14 protein-coding genes and 7 tRNA genes are annotated in these 16,129 nt (G+C 62.0%); 7 read left to right on the top strand and 14 right to left on the bottom strand.

Annotated features, from left to right (window positions below; translation table 11 throughout):
• Nucleotides 1–11 precede the first annotated feature (11 nt).
• The 12 genes from POS17_RS10055 to gltX all read right to left on the bottom strand — a co-directional run bounded on the left by POS17_RS10055 (nt 12) and on the right by gltX (nt 6,299).
• Nucleotides 12–458 (bottom strand): Hsp20 family protein, encoded by a 447-nt coding sequence (locus POS17_RS10055; RefSeq protein ID WP_060838399.1) that lies wholly within the window; start codon nt 456–458, stop codon nt 12–14.
• Nucleotides 459–573: 115 nt separating this feature from the next.
• A complete protein-coding gene (locus POS17_RS10050; protein WP_060838398.1) occupies nt 574–1,533 on the bottom strand; it encodes a tRNA dihydrouridine synthase in 960 nt (319 codons plus the stop codon).
• Between the two features lie 143 nt (nt 1,534–1,676).
• On the bottom strand, nt 1,677–2,111 hold the full coding sequence (locus POS17_RS10045) for an acyl-CoA thioesterase (protein ID WP_060838397.1): 435 nt from the start codon (nt 2,109–2,111) through the stop codon (nt 1,677–1,679).
• A 46-nt stretch (nt 2,112–2,157) separates the two neighbouring features.
• On the bottom strand, nt 2,158–2,991 hold the full coding sequence (locus POS17_RS10040; RefSeq protein ID WP_060838396.1) for an alpha/beta fold hydrolase: 834 nt from the start codon (nt 2,989–2,991) through the stop codon (nt 2,158–2,160).
• A 29-nt stretch (nt 2,992–3,020) separates the two neighbouring features.
• Entirely contained in the window at nt 3,021–3,560 is a 540-nt protein-coding gene (locus POS17_RS10035) for a TetR/AcrR family transcriptional regulator (RefSeq protein WP_060838395.1), read from the bottom strand.
• A 183-nt stretch (nt 3,561–3,743) separates the two neighbouring features.
• Nucleotides 3,744–3,819 (bottom strand) — tRNA-Glu (locus POS17_RS10030).
• Nucleotides 3,820–3,898: 79 nt separating this feature from the next.
• A tRNA-Ala gene (locus POS17_RS10025) sits at nt 3,899–3,974 on the bottom strand.
• Between the two features lie 52 nt (nt 3,975–4,026).
• Nucleotides 4,027–4,102, bottom strand: a tRNA-Glu gene (locus tag POS17_RS10020).
• 79 nt (nt 4,103–4,181) lie between these two features.
• A tRNA-Ala gene (locus tag POS17_RS10015) sits at nt 4,182–4,257 on the bottom strand.
• Nucleotides 4,258–4,309: 52 nt separating this feature from the next.
• Nucleotides 4,310–4,385: transfer RNA gene (locus POS17_RS10010), tRNA-Glu, on the bottom strand.
• Nucleotides 4,386–4,464: 79 nt separating this feature from the next.
• A tRNA-Ala gene (locus tag POS17_RS10005) sits at nt 4,465–4,540 on the bottom strand.
• Nucleotides 4,541–4,817: 277 nt separating this feature from the next.
• Nucleotides 4,818–6,299 carry a glutamate--tRNA ligase gene (gene gltX / locus POS17_RS10000; protein WP_016965547.1) on the bottom strand — a complete coding sequence of 494 codons (1,482 nt, stop codon included), beginning with the start codon at nt 6,297–6,299 and terminating at the stop codon, nt 4,818–4,820.
• Between the two features lie 232 nt (nt 6,300–6,531).
• On the opposite strand from gltX, the gene POS17_RS09995 reads away from it, so the two are divergent.
• Together POS17_RS09995 and POS17_RS09990 are read left to right on the top strand one after the other, a co-directional pair.
• Nucleotides 6,532–7,578, top strand: a complete 1,047-nt coding sequence (locus tag POS17_RS09995; protein WP_060838394.1) for an HlyD family secretion protein — start codon at nt 6,532–6,534, stop codon at nt 7,576–7,578.
• Complete coding sequence (locus POS17_RS09990) at nt 7,568–9,118, top strand: MDR family MFS transporter (protein ID WP_060838393.1); 1,551 nt, start codon at nt 7,568–7,570, stop codon at nt 9,116–9,118. The genes POS17_RS09995 and POS17_RS09990 overlap by 11 nt, the downstream gene beginning before the upstream one ends.
• A 112-nt stretch (nt 9,119–9,230) precedes the next feature.
• Here POS17_RS09990 and uvrB read toward each other — a convergent pair whose 3' ends face one another.
• On the bottom strand, nt 9,231–11,246 hold the full coding sequence (gene uvrB / locus POS17_RS09985; RefSeq protein ID WP_060838392.1) for an excinuclease ABC subunit UvrB: 2,016 nt from the start codon (nt 11,244–11,246) through the stop codon (nt 9,231–9,233).
• Between the two features lie 336 nt (nt 11,247–11,582).
• On the opposite strand from uvrB, the gene POS17_RS09980 reads away from it, so the two are divergent.
• Both POS17_RS09980 and POS17_RS09975 read left to right on the top strand, forming a co-directional pair.
• Nucleotides 11,583–12,779 (top strand): amino acid aminotransferase, encoded by a 1,197-nt coding sequence (locus POS17_RS09980; protein ID WP_060838391.1) that lies wholly within the window; start codon nt 11,583–11,585, stop codon nt 12,777–12,779.
• Between the two features lie 121 nt (nt 12,780–12,900).
• Nucleotides 12,901–13,098, top strand: a complete 198-nt coding sequence (locus tag POS17_RS09975) for a hypothetical protein (protein WP_060841907.1) — start codon at nt 12,901–12,903, stop codon at nt 13,096–13,098.
• A 6-nt stretch (nt 13,099–13,104) separates the two neighbouring features.
• Here the strand turns inward: POS17_RS09975 and POS17_RS09970 are convergent, their stop codons facing one another.
• The gene (locus tag POS17_RS09970; protein ID WP_060838390.1) at nt 13,105–13,338 is read right to left on the bottom strand and encodes a hypothetical protein; all 234 of its coding nucleotides are present in this window, start codon (nt 13,336–13,338) and stop codon (nt 13,105–13,107) included.
• A 270-nt stretch (nt 13,339–13,608) separates the two neighbouring features.
• Between POS17_RS09970 and POS17_RS09965 the strand changes: the two genes are divergently transcribed.
• The 3 genes from POS17_RS09965 (at nt 13,609) to POS17_RS09955 (ending at nt 16,105) form a co-directional block, all read left to right on the top strand.
• Nucleotides 13,609–13,684: transfer RNA gene (locus POS17_RS09965), tRNA-Asn, on the top strand.
• Between the two features lie 582 nt (nt 13,685–14,266).
• Complete coding sequence (locus POS17_RS09960; RefSeq protein WP_060838389.1) at nt 14,267–15,424, top strand: MFS transporter; 1,158 nt, start codon at nt 14,267–14,269, stop codon at nt 15,422–15,424.
• A 99-nt stretch (nt 15,425–15,523) separates the two neighbouring features.
• Nucleotides 15,524–16,105: an SH3 domain-containing protein gene (locus tag POS17_RS09955; RefSeq protein ID WP_060838388.1), complete on the top strand. Its 582-nt coding sequence runs from the start codon at nt 15,524–15,526 to the stop codon at nt 16,103–16,105.
• The last annotated feature ends 24 nt before the right edge of the window (nt 16,106–16,129 follow it).

The following is a 16,129-nucleotide window of genomic DNA, read 5'->3' as shown; positions in this document are numbered from 1 at the left end:
TTGCAGCGGTCTTAGTGTTGCAGAGCCGGCTGCTGCGCACCGTTGATCGGGATGCGCTTTGGCTTGGCCTCTTCCGGCACAACCCGCAGCAGGTCGATGTTCAACAGACCGTTGCTCAGGGCCGCGGCCTTGACCTCGATATGGTCGGCCAGGCGGAAGGACAGCTTGAATGCACGCTGGGCAATGCCCTGGTGCAGGTAGGTGACACTTTCATTGGCATCACGCTTGCCACCGCTCACGGTCAACACGCCTTTCTCCACTTGCAGTTCCAGGTCTTCTTCCTGGAAACCGGCAGCCGCGATGACGATGCGGTATTGGTCGTCGGCGTGTTTTTCTACGTTGTAGGGTGGATAGCTGCTGCCCGGCTCATTGCGCAACGCCGATTCGAACAGGTCGTTGAAACGGTCGAAGCCAACAGAGGAACGGAACAGTGGAGCCAGGGAAAATGCAGTACTCATGGGTCTATCTCCTGATATTTCAGCGAGTGGTTATCTCCGCGACCCGAATTCGGCGTCGCGTACCCAAGAGATAGGGATCGGCCCAGGCATTTCAAGAGCCCCTTTTTGAATTTTTTTACGCCGCCTCGCTGCGCGGTACACCCAGCAGGCGCCCCACCTGGTCCAGGTCGGTTTCCCGGCGCAGAGCGGTAAACAACTCCACCGCCTCCGGGTAGTTGCGGGTCAGCATGGCCAGCCACTGCTTGAGCCGCCCCGGCGCCGAACGCGGCGTCAATTGCACCACCACCTGGGCCCAGAAGTCCTGGAGCAGGGGCTGCAGATCGGCCCAGGACATGGCCACCACCTCTTCGCCCGCCCGGGCAGCGGCGATCTGTCGTGCCAGGTCCGGACGCGACACCAAGCCTCGGCCGAGCATGATGTCCTCGACACCACTGATCTCCCGGCAGCGCCGCCAATCCTCGACGCTCCAGATATCACCGTTGGCGAACACCGGCACCTTGACCACCTCCTGGACCCGGGGAATCCACTCCCAGTGAGCCGGCGGCTTGTAGCCATCGACCTTGGTCCGGGCGTGAACCACGATATGCTCGGCACCGCCCTCGGCCAACGCGGTCGCACACACCAGCGAGCCGTCCGGACTGTCGAAACCCAGCCGCATTTTTGCCGTGACCGGAATGTGCGCCGGCACCGCGCGCCGCACATGCTCGACGATCTGGTTCAGCAGCTCGGGCTCCTTGAGCAGTACCGCGCCGCCCCGGGACTTGTTTACGGTCTTGGCCGGGCAACCGAAGTTCAAATCGATGACCTCGCTGCCCAGCTCACAGGCCAGCGCGGCGTTCTCGGCCAGACACACCGGATCCGAACCCAGCAACTGCACGCGCAACGGCACACCGGCAGCGGTATGCGCACCGTGCAGCAACTCGGGAGCGAGCTTGTGGAAATAGGCAGGCGTCAGCAGACGGTCGTTGACGCGGATGAACTCGGTGACACACCAGTCGATCCCGCCAACACGAGTCAACACATCCCGCAGAATGTTGTCGACCAACCCTTCCATGGGCGCCAGGGCAATTTGCATGAAACACACTCAACGAAAAAACGGGCGAAAAAACGTGCGCCAGTTTACTGGGTTTCGCCCTTGAGCAGGAGTTTTGTAGGGGCCTGTAGGTCGCGAGCGAGCCTTGGTGGACGCCTTCGTTACGCTACGGGCACAGACAGGCGTCAGGCGCCTTGCAGGGCCGGGCCGTAGCCTTCGAGGAACTCGGCGGGCATGCGCTTGGGTTTGCCGCTGGACAGCTCGATGCAGACGAAGGTGGTCTGAGCCCGCAACAAGGTGCCGCCATCGCTCGGGCGAACCAACTGGAAACGCCGGGTCATCTTCAGACGCTGATCCCAATCGACGATCCAGGTGGCCAGTTGCAACTCATCCCCTTCGTAAGCCGCAGCCAGGTAGTCGATCTCGTGTCGCACCACGGCCATCGCCCGATCCAACCGGCGATACTCCGCCAGGTCCAGCCCCAGGCGCTGGGAGTGCCGCCAGGCACAACGCTCCAGCCACGAGACATAAACCGCGTTGTTGGCGTGCCCCAGTCCATCGATATCCTCGGCCGCCACCTGCAGATCGATGACGAATGGCGTTGCCAGATCCCAACTCATGCCCGACTCCCGGTCAGATTTTTGACCGGGGCAGTGTAACGGATGCTCAGGCGGATTGGCGCGCTTGCAGATGACGCCCCGCGACCAGAGCAATCACCGCTTCGACCACCCGCGGATCGGCCAGCACCCGCTGATGACCGCCCTCGCTCAAGCGCAACAGGCGACTGTCGAACCAGGCTTGATGGATCAGCTCCGACTCCTTGACCGGCACGAAGCGATCATCCTCCGCGTGAACGATCAGGCCAGGCATGTCCAGTTGATACTGGGCCACATCCAGGCTTGCCGCGCGCATGCCGACCTCTTTCTCCACCTGACGAATAAAGGCCGAACGCGCCCTGGGCGGCAAGCCCATGTATCGGGCGAAACCTCGCAATACGCCAAGGATGCGGGCGGGCGCGGCAATGCTGACCAGGGTTTCGCTACGCAGCCCCAATTGCACCGCGAGCATGGCGCTGGCACCCCCCATGGAATGGCCGATCACTGCACGCAACGGCGGCAACTCTGCTGCGGCCTCCAACATCGCTCGGGCGAACAGCACCACATTGGCCTCATCCCCCGGAGAGCGACCATGGGCCGGCCCCTCCAGCGCCACCGCGGTATAACCGGCCGCCACCAGCGCCTCGATCAGGCTGGCGAACTGGGTGGGTCGCCCTTCCCAGCCATGCATCAGCATGACCGTTGGCCCCTGCCCCCAACGCAAGGCAGAAAGCCCAAAGCGCAGGGTCAGTCGCTCGGCGCGCTCCAGCAGCGGCAGCTCCCATTCCCGCGGCGGCAGCTCGCGAGGCGTCATGAACAGCTGGCGCATCCGATTCGCCGCCCATTGAGGCGCCACCCAGCCAAGGGTGCCATTGACGCCACGAATCCAGCTCAATCCGTTCATCTCTCGCTACCTCGCAACCGAACTTCAGGTCATTGAATTGCCGACTTGGCGGCACGCAACAAACGATCGGACAACTCCCCCGGGCCCAGGGCCCGCGCCAGGGATAGCCCTCCCACCATCAACGCCATGTCCGCCAGGGCCTTGTCCGTGTCCTCCGGGCAAGTGGCCAACTGCGCCACCATCAACTCCATGTGTTCAGTCAAGGCCTTGCGGAAACTCTCGGGCAAGCGCCCAAATTCGCCCACGGACGCCGGAATCGGGCAGGCCTGCTCCGTGGAGTCGCGATGCTTGCGCGACAGGTAGAAAGCCGCCGTCAGCGCCCTGCGCTCCTCGCCACTGAGGCTTGAGTCCATCTCGTCGAGCAAGCCGCGACGATGGGAGAGCAATTGGGTGAAGGCTTCGAGCATCAACGCATCCTTGCTCTCAAAGTGCGCATAGAAGCCGCCCACGGTCAGCCCGGCCGCGCCCATGACTTCCCCCACACTGGGCTCTGCCGGGCCCCGCTGAATCAGCGCGGAACTGGCGGCCTGGAGAATGCGTTCGCGGGTTTGAGCTTTTTTGTCGTTCATCGTTGCCTCCGAATATTACGGAAAAAATATTATACTCATAATAATTTTCCGCAAGTCGCCAGTGTGACCATCGGTCAGAAGTACAGGTTCAGGAAGAAAGCGGGAGCTGGCTGGGCGCCAGAAAAACAAAAGGGCCATTCAATAATTGAATGACCCTTAAAAATCCCGCAGAGCGGGTAATCGTGGCGTCCCCTAGGGGACTCGAACCCCTGTTACCGCCGTGAAAGGGCGGTGTCCTAGGCCACTAGACGAAGGGGACACAAACCTTCTGACAGCTGACCAGCGCTGAGTACTGGTCGATTCAAGGCCGGTGTGGCCAGACCTTGAACTGTAAAAATTGGTGGAGCTAGACGGGATCGAACCGTCGACCTCTTGCATGCCATGCAAGCGCTCTCCCAGCTGAGCTATAGCCCCGGATTTTCGCCTCGCGGCGCAGCGACATCTTGCAACATCGCTTGTGTGAAACTGGCGTCCCCTAGGGGACTCGAACCCCTGTTACCGCCGTGAAAGGGCGGTGTCCTAGGCCACTAGACGAAGGGGACACAAACCCTTCTAAACAACTGATCGGCGCTGAGTACCGATCGATTCAAGGCCAGTGTGGCCAAACCTTGAACTGTAAATTGGTGGAGCTAGACGGGATCGAACCGTCGACCTCTTGCATGCCATGCAAGCGCTCTCCCAGCTGAGCTATAGCCCCGGATTTTCGCCTCGCGGCGCAGCGATATCTTGCAACATCGCTTGTGTGAAACTGGCGTCCCCTAGGGGACTCGAACCCCTGTTACCGCCGTGAAAGGGCGGTGTCCTAGGCCACTAGACGAAGGGGACGCAAACCCTTCTATACAACTGACCAGTGCTGAGTACTGGTCGATTCAAGGCCGGTGTGGCCAGGCCTTGAACTGTAAATTGGTGGAGCTAGACGGGATCGAACCGTCGACCTCTTGCATGCCATGCAAGCGCTCTCCCAGCTGAGCTATAGCCCCTCGTCGGTGAGGACGGGGCGAATCTTAAGGGGGGATCTGAAGGCTGTCAATTTTTTTTCCGCTTTTTGAAAAAAAATTTGCCGGGATAACAACCACTTACCGCCCCGCCCCGAAAACCCTGGCTTTTGCGGCCTTGTCGACCCGCATCAACCACCGCAAAAGGTTCGTTACAGGCCGACAGAAAACGCCAAGGGCGACGATCAAACCGTCTGCGCCTGGATTTCAAGCGTAGCCGAAAAGATCGCCGCCCTTGGCGCAACCGTCCTGCAAAGGCGCCTTAGCCGATGGCGCCCAGCAGTTTTTCCCATTCCTTGTTCTCTTTCTTCGACACACCACCGAGCAGATCGATGGCCTGACGCAGACGGAAACGCGTCAGGTCCGGCCCCAGAATCTCCATGGCATCGAGTACCGATACCGAACTGGCCTGGCCAGTGATGGCCGCGAACATCAGCGGCATGGCGTCGCGCAGCTTCAGTTCCAGGGATTCAACCACTGCCTGAATAGTCGCGGTGATGCTGTCTTTCTCCCACTGACGCAGGCTTTCGAGCTTCCACAGGATCAACTGCATCAGCTGCCGCACCTGATCACCCGAAAGTTTCTTGGATTCGAACAACTTGGCATCCGGGGTCACGCCACCCGCGAAGAAGAAGCCGGCCAACGGTGCGATCTGGCTGAAGGTCTCGACCCGGCCCTGCACATGGGGCGCGATCTTCATCAGGTACTCGGGGTTCAGCGCCCAGGTCTGGACCCGGCTGGCGAACTCTTCCACCGGCAGATCCCGCAGCCACTGACCATTGAGCCAGGACAGCTTCTCGATATCGAAGATCGGCCCACCCAGGGATACCCGCGACAGGTCGAAGTTATCGACCATTTCCTGCAACGAGAACTTCTCGCGCTCGTCCGGCATCGACCAGCCCATGCGGCCCAGGTAGTTGAGCATGGCCTCGGGCATGAAGCCCATGCGCTCGTAGAAGGTCACCGAGGTCGGGTTCTTGCGCTTGGACAGCTTGCTCTTGTCCGGGTTGCGCAGCAGCGGCATGTAACACAGCTGTGGCTGCTCCCAACCGAAGTACTCGTACAGCAGGATCAGTTTCGGCGCCGAAGGCAGCCATTCCTCACCACGCAGCACGTGGGTGATGCCCATCAGGTGGTCATCGACCACGTTGGCCAGGAAGTAGGTCGGCAGGCCGTCGGTCTTCATCAGCACTTGCATGTCCATGCGATCCCACGGGATCTCGACGTCGCCACGCAACATGTCCGGCACCACGCAGACGCCTTCGGTCGGCACCTTCATGCGGATCACGTGGGGCTCACCGGCCGCCAGGCGCCGGGCCACTTCTTCCTTGGACAACAGCAGCGCACGGCCGTCATAACGCGGGGTTTCGCCACGAGCCATCTGCTCGGCACGCATCTGGTCCAGCTCTTCGGCGGTGCAGAAGCACGGGAAGGCGTGGCCCAGGTCCACCAGTTGCTGGGCGTACTTCTGGTAGATGTCACCGCGCTCGCTCTGGCGATACGGGCCGTGAGGGCCGCCGACATCCGGGCCTTCGCTCCAATTGATGCCCAACCAGCGCAAGGCGTCGAAGATCTGCTGCTCGGACTCGCGAGTCGAGCGCAACTGATCGGTGTCTTCGATACGCAGAATGAACTCACCGCCATGCTGCTTGGCAAAGCAGTAGTTGAACAAAGCGATGTAAGCGGTACCTACGTGGGGGTCCCCGGTAGGCGATGGCGCGATGCGCGTGCGAACGGTGGTCATGGCTGGTCTCGAACAGATAGAAAAACGAGGAATAAAACAGGGGGCGAATGGTAACAGGCGACACCAGCACCGCTCCAGTGAGGAGGGCATTTAAGCCAAGGTTGCGACTACAGGCCGCTGCCAGCCCGCTGAATGGCCAATAATCAACAAGCGGCATTTACCACCCAGTGGCTATATGCCAGATTCGCCGGCTGATAGATTTCCTTACACTTTTCTCGACTACAGTCTGCCCATGCCTGCCCAACTCAAGCGTCGCCTGTTTGTTTTCCTGTCTCTGGTCCTGCTGATCGCCCTGGGACTGCTTGCCCATTGGTGGTTCCACGGCCGTTTTTATGAAACCACCGACAACGCCTACGTCCAGGGCGAAATCACCCGGGTTTCCAGCCAACTCAGCGCACGGATTGAAGAAGTGCGCGTGCAGGACAACCAACACGTAGAGCAAGGCCAATTGCTGATACGCCTGGAAGGTCAGGACTTCCAGCTGGCGGTGGACCGCGCCCAGGCCGCCCTCGCCACCCGCGAGGCCGAACGCCTGCAGGCCCAGAGCAAACTGACCCAACAAGCCAGCCTGATCGCCGCCAGCCAGGCCCAGGTGGCATCGAGCCAGGCCAGCCTCGGTCGCTCGCAGATCGACCTGTCCCGGGCCCAGACCCTGCGCAAGCCCGGTTATGTCTCCGAAGAACGGGTCACTACCCTTTCCGCCGACAACCACATCGCCCGCTCCCAAGTAGCCAAGGCTGAAGCCGACCTGCAAGGCCAGCGCCAACAGGTCAACGCCCTGAACGCCGAGATCAAGCGCCTCGACGCACAGATTGCCAATGCCCGGGCCGACCTGGCCCAGGCGCAATTGAACCTGAGCCGCAGCGAAATCCACGCCCCCATCAGCGGCATCATCGGCCAGCGTGCAGCGCGCAACGGCCAGGTGGTACAGGCCGGCGCCTACCTGCTGTCGATCGTTCCGGACCAGGACATCTGGGTTCAGGCCAACTTCAAGGAGACTCAGATCGGTCACATGCAACCCGGACAACAGGCCGAGCTGACCTTCGACGCCTACGGCGACACCCCGATCCAGGCCCGGGTCGACAGCCTATTCGCCGCGTCCGGCGCACAGTTCAGCCTGCTGCCACCGGACAACGCCACTGGCAACTTCACCAAGGTGGTACAACGCATTCCGGTAAAGCTGACCTTCGCCCCCGACAATCCCCTACAGGGCAAGATCCGTCCGGGCATGTCGGTCACGGTCAAAGTGAACGTCAAAGACCCTGTCGATGGCCGGTGATCAACTGCTGCGCCCGCTGGCGGAGCCCAGCCGACGCGACTGGATAGCGGTCATGAGCGCCATGCTCGGCGCCTTCATGGCGGTGCTCGACATCCAGATCACCAACTCCTCGCTGAAGGACATCCAGGGCGCCCTCTCCGCCACCCTTGAGGAAGGCTCGTGGATCTCCACCTCCTACCTGGTGGCGGAGATCATCATGATCCCCCTCACCGCCTGGCTGGTGCAGCTGCTCTCGGCCCGGCGGCTGGCGACCTGGGTTTCGGTGGGTTTCCTGATCGCCTCCCTGCTCTGCTCCATGGCCTGGAGCCTGGAAAGCATGATCGTGTTCCGCGCCCTGCAGGGCTTTACCGGCGGCGCGCTGATTCCCCTGGCATTCACCCTGACCCTGATCAAGCTCCCCGAGCACCACCGGGCCAAGGGCATGGCCATGTTCGCCATGACCGCCACCTTCGCCCCCTCCATCGGCCCGACCCTGGGCGGCTGGCTGACGGAAAACTGGGGCTGGGAATACATCTTCTATATCAACGTGCCGCCGGGCCTGCTGATGATCGCCGGCCTGCTGTACGGCCTGGAAAAGAAGGAAGCCCACTGGGAACTGCTCAAAAGCACCGACTACACCGGTATCCTGACCCTCGGCCTGGGCCTGGGCTGCCTGCAGGTGTTTCTTGAAGAGGGCCACCGCAAGGACTGGCTGGAGTCGAACCTGATCGTGACCCTGGGCAGCATCGCCCTGGTCAGCCTGATCACCTTCGTCATCGTCCAGGTCTCCAAGCCCAATCCACTGATCAACCTGGGCATCCTGCGCAATCGCAACTTCGGCCTGTCGAGCATTTCCAGCCTGGGCATGGGGGTTGGCCTGTATGGCTCGATCTACCTGCTGCCGCTGTACCTGGCGCAGATCCAGAACTACAACGCCCTGCAGATCGGCGAAGTGATCATGTGGATGGGGATACCGCAGCTGTTCCTGATTCCGCTGGTGCCCAAGCTGATGCAGTTCATCTCGCCCAAATGGCTATGCGCCCTGGGGTTCGGCCTGTTCGGGCTGGCGAGTTTCTCGTCAGGCGTGCTCAATCCGGACTTCGCCGGACCGCAGTTCAACCAGACCCAGATCATCCGCGCCCTGGGCCAGCCGCTGATCATGGTCACCATCTCGCTGATCGCTACGGCTTACATACAGCCCCAGGACGCGGGCTCGGCGTCGAGCCTGTTCAACATCCTGCGCAACCTGGGAGGCGCCATCGGCATCGCCTTGCTGGCGACCCTGCTGGATGCCCGGACCAAGACCTATTTCGACTACCTGCGTGAAGCGCTGGTGCCCAGCAACCCGCAGGTGGCGGAACGCCTGGCGACCCTCACCGACAAGTTCGGCAGCGAGTCCGCGGCCCTTGGCAAGCTCAGCGAGATCACCCACCAGCAGGCGCAGATCATGGCCTACAACGACGCCTTCCATTTTGTCGGCATCGCCCTGGGCATCAGCATGCTGGCGGTACTTTTGACCAAGGCCCTGCCCAAGGGCTTGAAGGCAGGAGAAGCCCACTGACCCACGAATTGCCTGTAGGAGCTGGCTTGCCAGCGAATAGGCTCCCAACCCTTGCACAGGATTTGAGGGCCTCTTCGCCGGCAAGCCGGCTCCTACGAGGGATCGAGCGTCGTTAGACGGTCAGCAAGCGCTCGCGCAGCTTGGTGATTTCGTCGCGCATCTGTGCCGCGGCCTCGAACTCCAGGTCGCGGGCCAACTGGTACATCTTCTCTTCGAGCTGACGGATGCGCTTGCTGATTTCGCTCGGCGAACGCAATTCGTTTTCGTAGCGGGCACTTTCCTCGGCCGCCTTGGCCATGCCCTTGCGCTTCTTGCTGCGCGAGCCCGGTACGGTGGCGCCTTCCATGATGTCGGCAACGTCCTTGAACACCCCTTTGGGGGTGATGCCGTTGGCCAGGTTGAAGGCGATCTGCTTGTCGCGCCGACGTTCGGTTTCGCCAATCGCCCGCTCCATGGAGCCAGTGATGCGGTCGGCATAGAGAATCGCCCGGCCATTGAGGTTGCGCGCAGCCCGACCGATGGTCTGGATCAATGAGCGCTCGGAGCGCAGGAAGCCTTCCTTGTCGGCGTCGAGAATCGCCACCAGGGACACTTCCGGCATGTCCAGGCCTTCACGCAACAGGTTGATCCCCACCAGCACGTCGAAAGTGCCCAGGCGCAGGTCGCGGATGATTTCCACCCGTTCCACGGTGTCGATGTCCGAGTGCAGGTAGCGCACGCGCACGCCGTGGTCGGCCAGGTAATCGGTCAGGTCCTCGGCCATGCGCTTGGTCAGGGTAGTGACCAGCACCCGCTCCTCCAGCGCCACGCGCTTGGTAATTTCCGACAGCAGGTCGTCCACCTGGGTCAGGGCCGGGCGCACTTCCACTTGCGGGTCCACCAGGCCGGTGGGGCGCACCACCTGCTCCACCACGCGCCCGGCGTGTTCCGCCTCGTAGTTGCCCGGAGTAGCGGAGACAAAGATGGTCTGCGGGCTGACCCCTTCCCACTCGTCGAAGCGCATCGGCCGGTTATCCAGCGCCGACGGCAGACGGAAGCCGTACTCCACCAGGGTTTCCTTGCGCGAACGGTCGCCCTTATACATGGCGCCGACCTGGGGCACGCTGACGTGGGATTCGTCGATCACCAACAGCGCGTCCGCCGGCAGGTAGTCGTACAAGGTGGGCGGCGCGGCCCCGGCGGGACGGCCCGAGAGATAGCGCGAGTAGTTTTCGATACCGTTGCAGTAGCCCAGCTCGAGGATCATCTCCAGGTCAAAACGGGTGCGTTGCTCCAGGCGCTGGGCTTCTACCAGCTTGTTGTTGGAGCGCAGGTATTCCAGACGCTCCTGCAGCTCCACCTTGATGCCCTCGATCGCATCCAGCAGGGTTTCCCGTGGCGTCACATAGTGGCTCTTGGGATAGAAGGTGAAACGCGGCAGCTTGCGGATCACTTCGCCGGTCAGCGGGTCGAAGGCGCTGATGCTTTCCACCTCGTCGTCGAACAGCTCGATGCGGATCGCCTCAAGGTCGGATTCCGCCGGATAGATGTCGATCACGTCTCCCCGCACGCGGAAGGTGGCACGGGCAAAGTCCATGTCGTTGCGGGTGTATTGCAGGTCCGCCAGGCGGCGCAGCAAGGCACGCTGGTCGAGCTTGTCGCCGCGGTCCACGTGCAGAACCATTTTCAGGTAGGTTTCCGGGCTGCCCAGGCCATAGATGCAGGACACCGTCGTGACGATGATCGCGTCCTTGCGCTCCAGCAGCGCCTTGGTCGCCGACAGGCGCATCTGCTCGATGTGGTCGTTGATCGAGGCATCCTTCTCGATAAAGGTATCCGAGGACGGCACATAGGCTTCGGGCTGGTAGTAGTCGTAGTAGGAAACGAAGTACTCCACCGCGTTGTTCGGGAAGAACGCCTTGAACTCACCGTACAACTGGGCTGCCAGGGTCTTGTTCGGCGCCAGTACCAGGGTTGGGCGCTGCACCTGAGCGATGACGTTGGCGATGCTGAAGGTCTTGCCCGAGCCGGTCACGCCGAGCAGGGTCTGGTGGGCCAGTCCGGCCTCGATGCCTTCGACCAGCAGGCGGATGGCTTCCGGCTGGTCGCCGGCGGGCTGGAAGCGAGTGACTAGCTGGAATTCGGACATATCTACCTCTGGGATCGTTCATGCGCGGCCATACCGTACAGGAACGAGAAACACCGCGTACGACCCATGTCGCCGAGGAAAAAAACCGGAATGAGCTGGATGTGGAGGCAGATACCACGGCTTTCAAGGTAAAGGTCTTACACCCGTTAACACCCGGAAGGTTGCAATAAGACTAACGGTCGAAAAATAAAGCGAAAAACTTGTCGCAAAAGGTCAATCGGCTGTCGCCCCCCGCGATGATGGCCTCTATACTAGCTCCCCGTTTGTGCACCGCTCTAGTGCATTCGGCTGGAGCGCGACACGTCCCTCCACACTCCATTCAGAGCCGCCGTAAAAATGAGCCTGTTCTCCGCTGTCGAAATGGCACCACGCGATCCAATCCTGGGCCTCAACGAAGCATTCAACGCCGACACCCGTACCAACAAGGTCAACCTTGGAGTGGGCGTGTACTGCAACGAGGAGGGACGCATTCCACTCCTGCGCGCCGTTGTCGAAGCCGAGACAATTCGCGCCGCTCAACACGCTTCCCGTGGCTACCTGCCGATCGACGGCATTGCCGCCTACGACCAGGCGGTACAAAAGCTGCTGTTCGGCAACGACTCGCCACTGCTGGCCGCTGGCCGCGTGGTCACCACCCAGGCCGTTGGCGGTACTGGCGCCCTGAAAATCGGTGCCGACTTCCTCAAGCAACTGCTGCCCAACGCCGTGGTCGCCATCAGCGATCCGAGCTGGGAAAACCACCGCGCACTGTTTGAAACAGCCGGTTTCCCAGTGCAGAACTACCGCTACTACGACGCCGCCACCCACGACGTGAACCGTGCCGGCCTGCTGGAAGACCTCAACGCCCTGCCAGCCCAGTCGATCGTGGTGCTGCACGCCTGCTGCCACAACCCGACCGGTGTCGACCTGAGCCCGCAGGACTGGAAAAACGTCCTGGAAGTGGTCAAGGCGAAAAACCTCGTGCCATTCCTCGACATGGCCTACCAGGGCTTCGGCGACGGCATCGATGAAGACGCCGCGGCCGTGCGCCTGTTCGCCGAGTCGGGCCTGACCTTCTTCGTTTCCAGCTCGTTCTCCAAGTCGTTCTCGCTGTACGGCGAGCGCGTTGGCGCCCTGTCCATCGTCAGCAGCTCCAAGGAGGAAAGCGCTCGCGTGCTGTCCCAGGTCAAGCGCGTGATCCGCACCAACTACTCCAACCCGCCGACTCACGGTGCAACCATCGTCGCCGCGGTGCTGAACAACCCGGAACTGCGCGCCCAGTGGGAGCAGGAACTGGCGGAAATGCGCCTGCGGATTCGCGGCATGCGCACCCAGATGGTCGACTTGCTGGCCAAAGGCGCCCCTGAGCACGACTTCAGCTTCGTCGGTCGCCAGCGCGGCATGTTCTCCTACTCCGGCCTGACCGTCGAGCAAGTGACCCGCCTGCGCAACGAGTTCGGCATCTACGCCCTGGACACCGGCCGCATCTGCGTTGCCGCGCTGAACCAGAGCAACATCGAGGCAGTGACCAAGGCCATCCTCCAGGTGATCTGATCCGCACCCGTAGTAAAAAAAGGGAAGCCAGCCGGCTTCCCTTTTTTGTGGGCGCTCAGCTATTGCCCGGCCCTGCACCCTCTAGACTGTGACCTTGTTTCCCCTGCTGATCGAGAAACCGATGAAAAACGATGACCTGCGGGCCGACCGCGACGAACTTGAGCACTATCTGCCCCGCTCGCAGAAACGCGAGAAGAGCCTGGTACTGCAAATTGCCCTCGGCGTGTTTCTCGGCGGGCTGGCCCTGTGGCTGGTGCAACTGGCGGCCACGTCACTGATGGCCAAACTGATGCTCGGCAGCCTGACCTTCGGCGGTTGAGCTGCCTCAGCCCGTCAGTTCAGCCAAGCGTTGACTGGCGGCATCATCAAACGCCACGTACAACGCCTCGGCCACCTGGCTCTTGATGGCCTTGGCGCTTTCCAGCCCGAGGACAAAACCTTCGGCCTTGCCGCCGGCACGCTGCAGATCGGGCGCCGACCCGGCCTGGGTGATGGCGTCCAACAGCTTGCTGGCCTGAGGCCCTACCCCTTTGGGCAGGCTGATCTGCTCGATGCTCATGACAGTACCCCGCAGCAAGGCGGGAACAACCGGGAAGGAACCTGGGATAAATCGAAGCGGATCATAAAGGCTTACCTGTGCGACTGGAGGCCGGTAGCGCGTGAAACCACTTCCGGGCAGCCATGGTAGCCCCTATCGGCTCACGTATCGGCCCGCCAGCCGATAAAACCCTCGAAGTCATGCCGGCAGTTGATTCAGATTCGCGCCGTGCTTAAAAAAATCTCCCAAGCTTGTTGACTTCCCTTTTTGAATCAGTAAGATACGGCGCATTCCGCGATAGCTCAGTTGGTAGAGCAAGTGACTGTTAATCACTGGGTCCCTGGTTCGAGTCCAGGTCGTGGAGCCATCTTCCTGCACTGATTTGCCTCACACCCAACAAGAGCGCCCTGCTCTTGCGGCAAATCAGACCAAGCGCATACCCCCTGTTAGTTTCCCGACCCGCATGTCAGTCCGGCATGCGGGAAAAGTGCGTTGCCGGACCGAATGTGTCATGCCAAGGTCTGGTTGCCTTGGCGCAATGGCCTGACGTAGGCTGTGCGCCTACTTTTCCGGCCAGTCAGACCACGATGTTCCTGCCAGCACAGTCCCCGTGCCTCTCCCCTTCGATGAGCCCTTCGGCAACCCTGGCCGTTGCCCAGCATGATTGCGCGATCAACCGTCGACGCCGCAGCGTCCTGTTCGCCTTCACCTTCTCCCCGCACCAGGGACGTCGCTAACCGCGATTGAGCCCGGTGCCGCCGGCCGAATCTGGCTGACCAGCAAAGACGTCTCGAAGTGCCCCCACTTCATTGAGCGCTTCGCCTGCAGCCGGCCCCGAAGCCAAGGGCCCAGGCCCGGCTATCGCCTATATCTCGGCGGATGCTGTCACGCGGCATCCGCAACACCTGTATTTTTTCAGCGCCTGAAGTTGCCGGCGCAGGTCTTGAACATGAACAAAGCCTTGTTAGCCGCCCTGATCCTGGGCATTTCCATTGTCGGCCTGAGCATAGGTTCCACGGTGCCGATCCTTGCCCTGCGCCTGTATCAGGCCGGCGCTTCGAACAACCAGATCGGCATCATGTCGGCACTGCCCGCGGCGGGCATGATGCTCTCGGCCTTTCTGGTCAATGCCCTGGGCCAGCGCCTGACCCGACGCCAGATCTATCTGCTGTGCTTCAGCCTCTGCGCGCTGAGCGTGGCCGCCCTGGAACTGCCCGACGCCAGTCTCTACAGCCTGGGCCTGGCCCGGGTCGCCATGGGACTGGGTGCCGGGCTGATCATCATTCTCGGGGAAACCTGGGTCAATGAAATGGCCGAGGACACCAGTCGCGGACGACTGGTGGCGGTCTACACCACTTGCTTCACTTTCTTCCAACTGCTGGGCCCTGGGCTGGTGTCTTTGCTCGGCACCGAGGGGCCGGCGGTACTGGAGATCGTCAGCGTCGGCTACGCCATCGCGATTGCCGTAGTCTGGCTGACCCTGCCCCAGGCAGACGCCTCAGACGTCCATGAGCAAAGCCGGAGCTTCTCGGTTCTGGGCTTTATCCGCATCGCCCCGGCCTTGTGCGTGGGCATCCTGTTCTTCGCCTTTTTCGACAGCGTGGTGCTGTCGCTGTTTCCGGTGTACGCAGCCGGCCACGGCTACAGCATCAAGCTGGCGGCGCTGATGGTGACCATCATTCTCCTGGGGGATACGGCGTTCCAGTTTCCCCTGGGCTGGCTCTCGGACAAGCTGGGACGCCCCGGCATCTACCTGGGTTGCGGCTGCATCGCCCTGCTGATCGGCCTGTGCCTGCCACTGCTGATGAGCGCCCCCGGCCTGCTCTGGCCGAGCCTGGTCATCCTGGGAGCGGCGGCAGGCGGTATCTACACCCTGGCCATCGTGCTGATCGGTCAATCCTTCAGCGGCGCGGACCTGGTCACCGCCAATGCCAGTGCCGGCCTGCTCTGGGGCATCGGCAGCCTGCTCGGCCCTCTACTCAGTGGCGCGGCCATGAGCGGTGGCAGCTATGGCCTGCCCCTGACCCTGTCGGTGGCCGCTGCGGTGGTCGTGGGGTTTGCCGTGTCCCTGGTGCGCCAGGAGCAACTCGACAACGTTGCGCAATAGCAGGACGGTCCTCTGCCGACGCGGCCCTGGTCATTCCCAGGCCGCGTTTTTGTCATTACCATCGCGCCCTTCGAATCCCCCCCAACGGATAATCCTGCAATGGACCGAGCCCTGCGCCTCCTGCCTCTGTGTGGACTGCTGTCACTTCTGCCGCTGCCGGCCATGGCCAGCCCGCCGGTGGATTGCGCCGCCCTGAGTGACAACGCCTCCCTGGAGGCCGGCCAATACCGCCCGCCCCTGGAGGCCAAGGTCATCGGTGAAGGACGGCTGCACTTGCACAGCGGACCAGACGCCGCCTGCATCAACAAGAAACTCTATGTGATCCCTGGCGACGGCCTGACGGTGTACGCCTCCAGCGACAGTGGCTGGGCCCAGATCATGTACATCGCCAAGGACGGCGAGGACTACAGCGGCTGGGTCGAGGAAAAGCGCCTGCAACTGGGCAGTCATTACGGCGGCCCACAACTTCCCGGCGAGGTCACGACCTTTATCCAGCGCCACGAGGATTGCCTGCACTTTGCCGGCGAGGAGGCCTACGACGAAGAGCGCCGGGCCGAACTGGAGAAGGCCGTCAATGAAGTCTGCGTCGGCCACGATCGCCAACTCGCCGCCCTGCGCAGCCAGTACCAGGACAACCCGGAGGTCCTGCAGGCCCTGGAGCCCCTGGAAAACCTCGAATAACCACGCCTCGATAAAAAACGGCGC

It is taken from the genome of Pseudomonas sp. Os17, assembly GCF_001547895.1.
In the GTDB taxonomy this organism is placed as follows: Bacteria; Pseudomonadota; Gammaproteobacteria; order Pseudomonadales; family Pseudomonadaceae; genus Aquipseudomonas.
This window is presented reverse-complemented; position numbering and strand designations above follow the sequence as displayed.

Excerpts from the sequence above, each read along its gene's own strand:
- POS17_RS10055 (WP_060838399.1), bottom strand. The coding sequence starts at position 458 with ATGAGTACTGCATTTTCCCTGGCTCCACTGTTCCGTTCCTCTGTTGGC.
- POS17_RS10050 (WP_060838398.1), bottom strand. The coding sequence starts at position 1,533 with ATGCAAATTGCCCTGGCGCCCATGGAAGGGTTGGTCGACAACATTCTG.
- POS17_RS10045 (WP_060838397.1), bottom strand. The coding sequence starts at position 2,111 with ATGAGTTGGGATCTGGCAACGCCATTCGTCATCGATCTGCAGGTGGCG.
- POS17_RS10040 (WP_060838396.1), bottom strand. The coding sequence starts at position 2,991 with ATGAACGGATTGAGCTGGATTCGTGGCGTCAATGGCACCCTTGGCTGG.
- POS17_RS10035 (WP_060838395.1), bottom strand. The coding sequence starts at position 3,560 with ATGAACGACAAAAAAGCTCAAACCCGCGAACGCATTCTCCAGGCCGCC.
- gltX (WP_016965547.1), bottom strand. The coding sequence starts at position 6,299 with ATGACCACCGTTCGCACGCGCATCGCGCCATCGCCTACCGGGGACCCC.
- POS17_RS09995 (WP_060838394.1), top strand. The coding sequence starts at position 6,532 with ATGCCTGCCCAACTCAAGCGTCGCCTGTTTGTTTTCCTGTCTCTGGTC.
- POS17_RS09990 (WP_060838393.1), top strand. The coding sequence starts at position 7,568 with ATGGCCGGTGATCAACTGCTGCGCCCGCTGGCGGAGCCCAGCCGACGC.
- uvrB (WP_060838392.1), bottom strand. The coding sequence starts at position 11,246 with ATGTCCGAATTCCAGCTAGTCACTCGCTTCCAGCCCGCCGGCGACCAG.
- POS17_RS09980 (WP_060838391.1), top strand. The coding sequence starts at position 11,583 with ATGAGCCTGTTCTCCGCTGTCGAAATGGCACCACGCGATCCAATCCTG.
- POS17_RS09975 (WP_060841907.1), top strand. The coding sequence starts at position 12,901 with ATGAAAAACGATGACCTGCGGGCCGACCGCGACGAACTTGAGCACTAT.
- POS17_RS09970 (WP_060838390.1), bottom strand. The coding sequence starts at position 13,338 with ATGAGCATCGAGCAGATCAGCCTGCCCAAAGGGGTAGGGCCTCAGGCC.
- POS17_RS09960 (WP_060838389.1), top strand. The coding sequence starts at position 14,267 with ATGAACAAAGCCTTGTTAGCCGCCCTGATCCTGGGCATTTCCATTGTC.
- POS17_RS09955 (WP_060838388.1), top strand. The coding sequence starts at position 15,524 with ATGGACCGAGCCCTGCGCCTCCTGCCTCTGTGTGGACTGCTGTCACTT.